The sequence below is a fragment of the Pseudomonas huaxiensis genome, from assembly GCF_003231275.1.
Classification (GTDB): domain Bacteria; phylum Pseudomonadota; class Gammaproteobacteria; order Pseudomonadales; family Pseudomonadaceae; genus Aquipseudomonas; species Aquipseudomonas huaxiensis.
Map to the genome: position 1 here is coordinate 1 of NZ_QKVL01000156.1, position 668 is coordinate 668.

Annotated in this window: 1 protein-coding gene; it reads left to right on the forward strand. The window is 52.8% G+C overall.

Going from position 1 to position 668, the window contains the following annotated elements; all coding sequences use genetic code 11:
- Positions 1-125: 125 nt before the first annotated feature.
- Positions 126-668, forward strand: a 543-nt coding sequence (locus tag DM374_RS33980; RefSeq protein ID WP_225422701.1) for a DUF6708 domain-containing protein, incomplete at its 3' end; no start/stop codon positions are given.

Below are 668 nucleotides of genomic sequence, written 5' to 3' on the forward strand. Positions count from 1 at the left end.
ATTCTCGATGCTCAAACTATCAAACACGAAGTGCCCTATTGGCCGGACAGAAACGATGAATCCGGGGTCGCCCGACTGATCGTAAAGGCAGACAAGATTACTGGGGACGCGAAGTAGTGAGTCGTATGAAAACACCGCGACTCGTTCCCTCTTGCTCTGGATGGCAGGAAGATCTGCCTCATCCCGATGAAGTGCCGATCGTAATGCCTGCTCTTGGGTTCGATACACCCAACCATCAGGATGGTATCTATCTGGAACTACCGCGTGCATCTGCGTTGATCAGAGGTTTGATGATTTGGTTCGTCGCTGTTTGCACTGTGGGCCTGGGAATTTTGTTTTGGCTTTTTTTATCAGACTGGCAAGCGCTGAGTTTTGAGGAGTGGATAATATTTCTTTCCACTTTGTTCATTGGAGTCTGGTCTACCTTTATCTTCTGGAAGTTCGATGTGGCACCTCCTAGAGATCAGCCCCTTCGCTTCAACCGCGTCCGCCAACGCCTCTACGCATACAACTTCAACTATTGCTGGTGGAACCCCTTCGAACACTGTCGGGTTGAGCCGGTGGCGTACAACTGGTCACAGGTCCGCGCCGAGCGCTGGCTGAAGCGTGGCGCGACTTCGCATGGGGTCGTCATCAAGGGCGGCGTGGTGCTCTCCATCGTCAAGCCC